Origin of the sequence: Pontibacterium sp. (assembly GCF_041587635.1) — a bacterium.
GTDB lineage: Bacteria > Pseudomonadota > Gammaproteobacteria > Pseudomonadales > Balneatricaceae > Pontibacterium.
This window is the reverse complement of the sequence record NZ_JBFGYC010000111.1, coordinates 1-8,966: the sequence shown is the minus strand read 5'-3', so window position 1 is coordinate 8,966 and position 8,966 is coordinate 1. Positions and strand designations below refer to the sequence as shown.

General features: G+C 51.0%; 7 protein-coding genes. 2 read left to right on the top strand and 5 right to left on the bottom strand.

What is annotated here, in order from left to right; all coding sequences use genetic code 11:
- Nucleotides 1-271 precede the first annotated feature (271 nt).
- Nucleotides 272-1,111 carry a carboxylating nicotinate-nucleotide diphosphorylase gene (nadC, locus tag ABYW01_RS07840; protein ID WP_372831919.1) on the bottom strand — a complete coding sequence of 280 codons (840 nt, stop codon included), beginning with the start codon at nucleotides 1,109-1,111 and terminating at the stop codon, nucleotides 272-274.
- Between the two features lie 75 nt (nucleotides 1,112-1,186).
- Between nadC and ampD the strand changes: the two genes are divergently transcribed.
- Both ampD and ABYW01_RS07830 read left to right on the top strand, forming a co-directional pair.
- On the top strand, nucleotides 1,187-1,750 hold the full coding sequence (gene ampD / locus ABYW01_RS07835) for a 1,6-anhydro-N-acetylmuramyl-L-alanine amidase AmpD (protein WP_372831918.1): 564 nt from the start codon (nucleotides 1,187-1,189) through the stop codon (nucleotides 1,748-1,750).
- 99 nt (nucleotides 1,751-1,849) lie between these two features.
- On the top strand, nucleotides 1,850-2,884 hold the full coding sequence (locus tag ABYW01_RS07830; protein WP_372831917.1) for an ABC transporter ATP-binding protein: 1,035 nt from the start codon (nucleotides 1,850-1,852) through the stop codon (nucleotides 2,882-2,884).
- Nucleotides 2,885-3,085: 201 nt separating this feature from the next.
- On the opposite strand, the gene ABYW01_RS07825 is transcribed toward ABYW01_RS07830, so the two are convergent.
- The 4 genes from ABYW01_RS07825 to ABYW01_RS07810 all read right to left on the bottom strand — a co-directional run bounded on the left by ABYW01_RS07825 (nucleotide 3,086) and on the right by ABYW01_RS07810 (nucleotide 8,663).
- Nucleotides 3,086-4,765 carry an ABC transporter permease gene (locus ABYW01_RS07825; RefSeq protein WP_372831916.1) on the bottom strand — a complete coding sequence of 560 codons (1,680 nt, stop codon included), beginning with the start codon at nucleotides 4,763-4,765 and terminating at the stop codon, nucleotides 3,086-3,088.
- A gap of 122 nt (nucleotides 4,766-4,887) precedes the next feature.
- Nucleotides 4,888-5,910, bottom strand: coding sequence for a Fe(3+) ABC transporter substrate-binding protein (locus ABYW01_RS07820; RefSeq protein WP_372831915.1), 1,023 nt, complete (start codon nucleotides 5,908-5,910; stop codon nucleotides 4,888-4,890).
- Between the two features lie 212 nt (nucleotides 5,911-6,122).
- Entirely contained in the window at nucleotides 6,123-6,836 is a 714-nt protein-coding gene (locus tag ABYW01_RS07815) for a 16S rRNA (uracil(1498)-N(3))-methyltransferase (RefSeq protein WP_372831914.1), read from the bottom strand.
- A 111-nt stretch (nucleotides 6,837-6,947) separates the two neighbouring features.
- The gene (locus ABYW01_RS07810) at nucleotides 6,948-8,663 is read right to left on the bottom strand and encodes a sigma 54-interacting transcriptional regulator (RefSeq protein ID WP_372831913.1); all 1,716 of its coding nucleotides are present in this window, start codon (nucleotides 8,661-8,663) and stop codon (nucleotides 6,948-6,950) included.
- Between the last annotated feature and the right edge of the window lie 303 nt (nucleotides 8,664-8,966).

Sequence of the window (8,966 nt, the reverse complement as noted above, 5' to 3'; positions counted from 1 at the left end):
TATGCACCCGGTAAAACGGGGTTATGTCGATGAAGCTGAGCAGTGGCGTTATTCGAGTGCTAGAGATTATGTCGGAGAGACGGGTTTACTGCCGGTCGATAAGCTTTGGTAGTCGAATAGGAAACACCAGAGACTCTGGTTCCTCCGGTCCTCCGTGGGAACCCATACCACGTTTGACGGTGGTGCGATGTACAACAGTGGATAGTTTTCAGGCAGGTGTCTGCATTCCCACGCAGGAGCGTGGGAACGAGAAAAACTAATAGTCAGGTGCTCAGATAAACCGCATCGACAGGTCAACGGCCTGACAGTGTTTGGTCAGTGCGCCGATAGAGATATAGTCCACACCGGTTTCTGCAATCGGGCGCAGGGTTTCATCGGTGATATTGCCGGATGCTTCCAGTTTGGCCTGACCATCGACCACTTCTACCGCATTGCGCATCTCTTCCAGAGTGAAGTTATCCAGCATAATGATATCAGCACCGGCGATCAGGGCCGCTTGTAGCTCTTCGAAGGTTTCCACTTCGATCTCTACGGGTTTACCCGGCTCATTGGACTGTGCCGTCTGAATGGCGGCTTCGATACCGCCGCAACCCATGATGTGGTTTTCTTTAATCAGAAACGCATCGTACAGGCCGATGCGGTGGTTGAAGCAACCGCCACAGGTCACCGCATATTTCTGCGCTGTACGCAGGCCAGGAATGGTTTTTCGGGTATCCAGCAGCTTAACGTTGGTGCCGGAAACCTTCTGTGAATAGTTATAACTGACGGTTGCGGTGCCAGATAAGGTTTGTAAGAAGTTCAGCGCGGTACGTTCAGCCGTCAGCATATTGCGGGCTGAGCCGGAAACGGTGAAAAGCGTCTGATCACGTTCAACCAGATCGCCATCTTTAACCTGCCAGTCTAACTGCATCTCAGGGTCAACCTGACGAAAGACTTCGTTTACCCAATCGGTGCCACAAACCACGGCAGTTTGACGGCTGATGATCCGTGCGGTGGCTGTATTGTCTGCCGGGATCAGCTGTGCGGTGATATCTCCCGCGCCGATATCTTCGCTCAGGGCGTTGGTTACGGTGATCTGAATATCTTTCTGGAGTTCGTCGCGAGTCAGCATAGCGTGCCAGTTGTCAGGGTGATTAGTGTTAAGATGGGCACCAATTCTAGCGAAAACACAGGTGGGCGGATAGGGATGAAACAGAAGTTTTCAGTTGCATCAGGCACGGTGAAAGAGGCTGTGCAGTGTCCATCCCCCAATTTTAATGAAAGACCCGCCGGTGATGTTGTTTCACTGCTTGTGTTGCATAACATCAGTTTGCCGCCGCGGCAGTTTGGTGGTGGATATGTGGAGCGTTTTTTCCAGAATCAGCTACCCGTAGATGAACACCCATACTTTGAAGAGATCAAAGATCTCACCGTGTCTGCGCATCTGTTTATATCTCGCGAAGGGCAAGTGACACAGTTTGTGAATCTCGATAAACGTGCCTGGCATGCTGGACGTTCCGAGTTTATGGGACGAACCGAATGTAATGATTACGCGATTGGTATCGAGCTTGAAGGGACGGATGATATTCCCTATACCGAACCACAATACCGGGCGCTTGATGCGCTGACGCGTGCGATTCGTCAGGCTTATCCACAGATCACAGAAGAGCGTATTACCGGGCACTCTGATATCGCCCCGGATCGGAAAACGGATCCCGGTGAAGCCTTTGACTGGACCCGTTTTCGGGCCGGACTTTCAACTGAAGGGTGATTTGAGACATATACTGCCTATGTGATCGAGAATAGTTTTCATTTATAATCGATCACCTTTGTTTTTGTGTCGCTATTCAGATAAGGCTGTATATCACGCATGAGTTCTCTGCTGGATGTTCGTTCACTTAGTTGTGGATATCAGAATCAGGTGATCGTCAGTTCGCTGGATTTCTCTGTGGATCATGGTGAAATTGCGTGTTTGCTGGGACCTAGTGGCTGCGGTAAGACCACGGTACTGCGTGCAGTGGCCGGGTTTAGCCCGGTTTTCAGCGGTGATATCAGTCTGGCAGGCACAACCATCTCTTCTGACAAATTTACCCTGGTGCCTGAAAAGCGTGGTATGGGCATGGTATTTCAGGACTATGCGCTGTTCCCGCATCTGACGGTGGGTGAAAACATCCGCTTTGGGTTGGGTAAATCCGCAGGTAACGGGCAGCAAAACCGCATCACCGACATGCTGGATCTGGTACGACTGCCTGACCTTTCTAAACGTTATCCCCATGAGCTTTCCGGTGGTCAGCAGCAGCGTGTTGCCCTGGCCCGTGCGTTAGCGCCTCAGCCTAAGCTACTGCTGATGGATGAGCCGTTCTCTAACCTTGATACCGACCTACGTCAGCAGCTGTCTCTAGAAGTCAAAGATATCCTCAAAGAACAGGGCATTGCTGCGATTGTGGTGACTCATGATCAGCAGGAGGCGTTTGCGATTGGGGATAAGGTTGGGATTCTGGCTGATGGAGAGCTGCAGCAATGGGGTTCTCCTCAGGAGCTGTATCATCATCCGGTCAATGCGATGGTGGCGGGTTTTGTGGGTAAAGGTGAGTTGTTTAGCGGTGTGTGCCTGAATGAGTTCTGCGTTGAAACAGAGCTGGGTACGCTGGAGTTTGCAGAACCTTGTTGTGTTGCGGCCGGAGACAATATCGAGTTGTTTATCCGCCCGACGGACCTGAAGCCTGTGGTTGGTGGTAAGACCGCATCGGTGAAGTCGTTAGAGTTTCTGGGAGACGCAACCCGTTACCAGCTGCAGCTTAATAATGGCCGTAAAGTGGAAGCGATGGCACGCGAACCGTTGCGCATTGAAACCGGCGACAGTGTGGGTGTAGAAGTGTCTGTCCACAAACCTATCGTTTTCTAGTTCGATATTGAGCTTTCTTCTGTAGGGCAGGCTTCGTCGTCATCGAAGGTGATCAGCCTGCCGGTAGGCTAAAGCCTACCCTACAATTCATGATGATTCCTAAAACCGAGCGTGAATGAGCAGCCTTTCTGTAGGGCAGGCTTCCAGCCTGCCGGTAGGCTAAAGCCTACCCTACAGTCGTCAGCGGAGATGAAGTGTGTTTTAGCTTTCTGCCCGTGTCGAGGTGATGGTGCGGGTCAGCAGGATCACTGGAATAATTCCCACGGCAACGATTAACAATGCTGCCAGCGAGCACTCCTCCAGCATCTCATCGGATGCATACTGATAGACAAAGGTTGCCAGCGTGTCGTAATTAAACGGGCGCAGAATCAAGGTGGCTGGCAGTTCCTTCATACAATCGACAAATACCACAAGTCCGGCCGAGAATATCCCGCCTTTTATCAATGGCAAATGCACTTTCAGCAATGTCTGCATGGGAGATAATCCCAGCGAGCGCGAAGCCATATCCATTGTTGGGGTGATCTTGCTGAGGCTGGATTCTACCGCACCAGTCGATACCGCCAGAAAGCGAACCGAGTAGGCAAAGATGATGGCAAATGTCGTACCGCTCAGCAGCAGACCGGTGGAGATGCCAAATTGCTCACGCATAAAACCATCGACACTGTTATCGAATGTTGCCAGCGGAATAATGACACCAATGGCCAGTACGGCGCCTGGCATGGCGTAACCGAGGCTGGCAAAGTTTGCGGCGGCCGTCAGGCTTTTGTAGTGATAAAGGCGTTTACTGTAGGCCAGTAGCAGGGCAATTGCGATGGTGATCAGTGCTGCGGTGGCGGACAGGAAAAAACTGTTGCCAGCGAATGTGAAGAAGTTCTCCTGATCCAGCTGATCCAGATGCTGAATCGCGTAACTGCCCAAAATCAGAACAGGAATCAGGAAGCCCAGCAGGATGGGCAGTGCGCAAATAGACCAGGCCAGAGCTGCCTTCCAGCCGGTGAGTCTATAGGTATCCAATGCCTTAAATCGATCACTGGAGTTGAACTGTTTCTGACGAGCGCGGGCCAGTCGTTCCAGCACAATCAACGTGACAACAAAGAACATCATCAGGCTGGCGATCTGTGCAGAACCGCCGAGGTTACCCATATTCAGCCAGGTATCGTAGATACCGGCACTCATGCTCTTTACAGCGAAGAAGTCGACGGTACCAAAATCGTTGATGGTTTCCATCGATACCAGCGCCAAACCTACGGCAATCGCTGGGCGGGCAATGGGCAGGGAAATACGGAAGAAGCTTTGTAACGGGCTACACCCCAGTAAACGGCTGGCGTCACGCAGGCTATTGGATTGTTCGAGGAATGATGCTCGCACCAGCAGATAGACGTAGGGATACAGGACAAAGGCCAGCATCAGGATCGCCCCACCTAAACTACGGATCTCAGGAAACCAGTAATCGCGGGCGGTTTGCCAACCAAAAATCTCGCGCAGGGCGGATTGTACGGGGCCTGCATATTCCAGCAGATCGGTGTATACGTAGGCAATCACATACGCGGGTACTGCAAAGGGCAGCATCAACGCCCATTCAAAATATTTCTTGCCGGGAAAGCGACACATGGTCACCAGCCAGGCGCTGACGACACCGGTGCCAACGGCTAAGACGCCCACTCCGATCATCAGTTCCAGCGTGGTGATGATGTATACCGGCAGAACCGTATCGGCCAGATGGGCCCAGATGTTCTCTTTAGGGAATAATGCGAGATAGAAGACGGACAGAACAGGAAGGGCGACAAGCAGGGCGACCAGCCACGTAGAACCAAACCAGCGCCACAGGCCCGCCGGGTTGCTGATACTGGTGTTGATTTCGGCGTTGAGCCTCGCGTTCAAACCCTTAATCCTTTGTTCAATGCATAAACGACAAAACGGTAGCCGCGCAGACTACCGTTAGTAAGGTGCAAAGTCGAGAGACTCGGGTATCGATGGATACCCGAAATCGTCTTGATGAAGGATCAGTTATCGAAACCAACCTTATCGACCATTTTTGCGGCGGTGGAGCGTAGCTCAGCGATTTTCTGCAGGCTTACACCGTCTTCTTTGAACTCACCCATGTATTTAGTAATCAGTTCTGAGCGTTGTGTGCCGTTGCGGACTGGGAATTCGAAGTTCACTTCAGCGTACAGTTTCTGAGCTTTATCAGAGCTTAGGAATTCGATCAGTTTCACCGCCGCGTCTTTGTGAGGGGCGTATTTGGTGACCCCTGCACCGGAGATATTCATGTGTGCGCCACGATCATCCTGATTCGGGAAGATCAGATTAACGGACTGTGCCCACTCGATCTGTTCCGGTTTCTTCTTGTTGGTGATCATCTTGCCGAAGTAATAGGAGTTACCCAGTGCCAGATCACAAACGCCTTCTTTGACCGCTTTAACCTGTGCGCGGTCATTGCCCTGTGGACGACGCGCCAGATTCTCTTTCAGGCCTTTCAGCCACTGCTGAGTATCGGCTTCACCGTGCTCGGCGACCATGGAACCGATCAGCGACAGGTTATAGGTGTGTTTGCCACTACGGGTACAGATGCGACCTTTCCACTTTGGATCAGCCAGATCTTCATAGGATTTAATTTCGCTGGCATCGACGCGATCTTTAGAGGCATAGATGATACGGGAGCGGGACGTCAGTCCGTACCAGTTACCTTGCTGATCACGGTATTTAGCCGGGATGTTCTTCTCCAACAGTTCACTTTTTACCGGCTGCAACAATCCTTTTTCCGTGGCGTCGAACAGCGGCCCGATATCGGACGTTAACAGGATGTCGGCAGGGGAGTTACGGCCTTCGTGCTCGATACGCTCAAGCAGCCCTTTTTTGGAGAAGACAACGTTAGCTTTGATGCCGGTTTCTTCAGTAAACGCGTCCAGCAGAGGCTTAATCAGGAACGCCTGACGGAAGGAATAGATGTTAACTTCTTCAGCAGCCTGCAAAGCAGGTGTAGCAATCATGGCAGACAGTGCCACAGCGGTGAGCATCTTTTTCATTGTCGTATCGTACCTGGCGTTCAGTTAAGCTTTTGCAGCTAGTAATGCGAATTATTCTTGTTCTCTTAGGGTGTTATGTCAAGCGATAATGCAAATTGTTATCACTATTGCTAACGCTGAAATGATCTGGGTCAATAAACCAGAATTGCCGTTCAGTAACTCTGAAAACTGGCTGAGCGGCTATTACAAAGAGGGGAGGCAGCGGAGTACTACTAGAGCGGAAATAAGCGTGCCAGCAACACAGGCACGGCGTTTTCGACACGCAGGATGCGTTCACCGATATGTATGGCATTAAAACCGCATTCTTTTAGCTTCTCTACCTCGTAGGCGATAAATCCGCCTTCAGGTCCGATTGCCAATGTGGTGGGTTCTGCTGATGCCACCGGACAAGGGGTTGCATGGTAGGGGTGGGCAACCAGTGCACGGGTGTTTTGTGAGATTGCGGGCAGCTCATCTTCAACAAAAGGTTTGAAGCGCTTGCGCAGATGGACCTCTGGCATCACCGTATCGCCCGACTGCTCTAACCCCAGTACTAACTGCTCCCGAATCTTTTCCGGTTGCAGCAGTGGAGAGGACCAGTAGCTTTTATCCACACGGTAGGAGTTGATCAAGTAGATCTCTTTCACGCCCATCGCTGCAATTGTCTGCAGGGTGCGTTTCATCATTTTTGGTCGTGGTAGCGCGAGGATCAGCTTTAACGGGAGCGCTTCAGGTGCCGGTCTATCCAGCGTGACGTTGAAGACAATTTCTTTGTCGCACAGGCTGAGCACTTCGCCGGTACCCCGATTGCCGTCTAACAATCCGACTTTGAGCGTTTCACCTGGCTCAGGCTGGTGGACACTGCGGATATGATGAAACCGACGGTCATTGATAACCACTGTATTGTCATCGGTAAAGTCGCTGGTATAGAGCAGTATCAGGTTCATAAGATTCAGGCAGGCCGGTTTTCAAAGCAGAAGAGAATAAAGAACGCGCATTGTATAGCAGGGGGCTTCCGCCACCAAACGGGTTGGTGGCGGAAGTATGACGGAGCTGATTTACTCGGTATCGTTGTTAAGTTTCTTCAACCGATACGCCAGTGAAGGGCGGGTCAGTCCGAGCATACGTGCTGCTTTAGAGACGTTGCCACCGGTTTGATTCATCGCCCGTTTGATCAGGTCGTGCTCCAGATTTTCAATGCTGAACTGCTCGCCCAGTAAACTATCCATCCAGTTTTCATCAGCAATATCGGGTTGTTGTGACCCTTCCTGAGGGTCTAGCAGTCCCCGGCCGTTGATGATGTTCAGTGGGTGACTGGGTTCAGCCAGAGAAGGAAAGAAACTTTCCATATCAATACAGTGGTTGTTGTCGGTAAGAATCACGCCGCGCTCAACCATGTTTTCCAACTCACGGATGTTGCCCGGCCATTTATACATCAACAGGGATTGCAGTGCTTTGTCGGTGACACCCTGGGTGCGTTTGTTGTAGAGCGTGTGATACTTCTCCAGAAAATGCTCGATCAATAGCGGAATATCTTCGGTGCGGTCGCGCAACGGTGGGATATGCACAGGGTAGACATTGAGGCGATAGAACAGATCCGCCCGGAAACGTCCGTCTTTGACGGCGGCTTCCAGATCTTCATTGGTCGCGGCGACGACGCGGATATCGATCCGGCGCACTTTGCTATCGCCGACCCGTTCCAACTCACCTTCCTGTAAAACACGTAATAAAGTGGCTTGAGCGCGGGGGGACAGCTCGATCACTTCATCGAGGAAAATAGTGCCCTTGCTTGCCCGTTCAAACTTCCCTTCGCGTGATTGTGTTGCGCCGGTATAGGCACCTTTCTCCACGCCAAACAGTTCGGCTTCGATCAGGTCTGGAGGGATACAGGCACAGTTAACCGCGACAAAAGGCCCTTCACGGCGATCACTGCTGGCATGAAGGCCTTTGGCGACAACCTCTTTACCTACACCGGTCTCGCCCAGCAGCAGGACGGTGACTTTACTCTTCGATGCTTTGGTAATCAGTTGGCAGACATTTTTAAACCCGCCAGAGCGGCCCACCGAGTTAAACAGCAGGTCTTCTTCGGCTTCCGGTGTGCGGAAACTCTCCTGCAACGTGGATACCTGATGTTGCAGGGCAAAGAGTTCTTCAATAATCGGATCGGGGAGCAGGGCGCGTTCCAGCTCTTCGCGATCATCCCACTCTTCAGCGGGTTTGCCGACAATATGGCAGTGGTCCGAGCCGCATCCGGTACATTGGGTCTCTTTAAAGATGATCTTACGACCCATGTAATAGGTGGAGAAACCGCTGGCGTACCCGATCAGGGTCCAACAAATAGGATCCTCTGATAATCCATATTCATTGAGGTGTAACTCTGATTCGTAGGAGTCATACCAATCAAATTCGCCATGGAATTTGCCCGTTTCGATATCGAAATCCAGTTGTTTAGGTACAACCCTCACCATGCCTTTGATGTTGTGCAGCTGTGGGCCGGCTAAGAAGGCTTCGGCTTTGGTGAAATCCGGACGGATCTTATGTGCGGATTCGGCATCCTTGAGGCCTGAGTAGTAACCAAAGCGCATTAAAAACCCGCGCGTACGTTCAACGCCCAAGGTTTCGATCAGCTCTTTACGCAAAGACCCCATCACGGCTGAGTGGATCAGCAGCATACGCTGTTCGTTAAACCAGATTTTGCCATCCTCACTGGCAAACTGAATCTGCGAAATCAGGTCCTTAGATTCCGGAAGTTGTGGTTGAGCCGGGTTGCTCATGGTTGTGCAGCCTTTTCTATTATTGTTGTTATAAAGCGGCTATTTGTTGTCAATTCCGCTTATATGTAGATCTATTGTGCTTTCTCTTCTTACGCTTGGTGACGCCGTTCAATGCCTCTTATATGGGGTAACTATAGGCACTTTTTTCGATTTGATGCAGAACTCAGAGTGAGTTTGATCTCCTGATCAAATCATTAAATTTTGTTGATCCTTTTAATCATTTCATCATCTTTCTCCACCCTTTCGTCAAGTGGTTTTTTTCAAAATTCATCTGAGTTGGCGATTTTTAAAATGATTTTTATG

Coding starts and splice junctions, on each gene's coding strand:
- ABYW01_RS07810 (WP_372831913.1), bottom strand. CDS start 8,663: ATGAGCAACCCGGCTCAACCACAACTTCCGGAATCTAAGGACCTGATT.
- nadC (WP_372831919.1), bottom strand. CDS start 1,111: ATGCTGACTCGCGACGAACTCCAGAAAGATATTCAGATCACCGTAACC.
- ABYW01_RS07815 (WP_372831914.1), bottom strand. CDS start 6,836: ATGAACCTGATACTGCTCTATACCAGCGACTTTACCGATGACAATACA.
- ampD (WP_372831918.1), top strand. CDS start 1,187: ATGAAACAGAAGTTTTCAGTTGCATCAGGCACGGTGAAAGAGGCTGTG.
- ABYW01_RS07820 (WP_372831915.1), bottom strand. CDS start 5,910: ATGAAAAAGATGCTCACCGCTGTGGCACTGTCTGCCATGATTGCTACA.
- ABYW01_RS07830 (WP_372831917.1), top strand. CDS start 1,850: ATGAGTTCTCTGCTGGATGTTCGTTCACTTAGTTGTGGATATCAGAAT.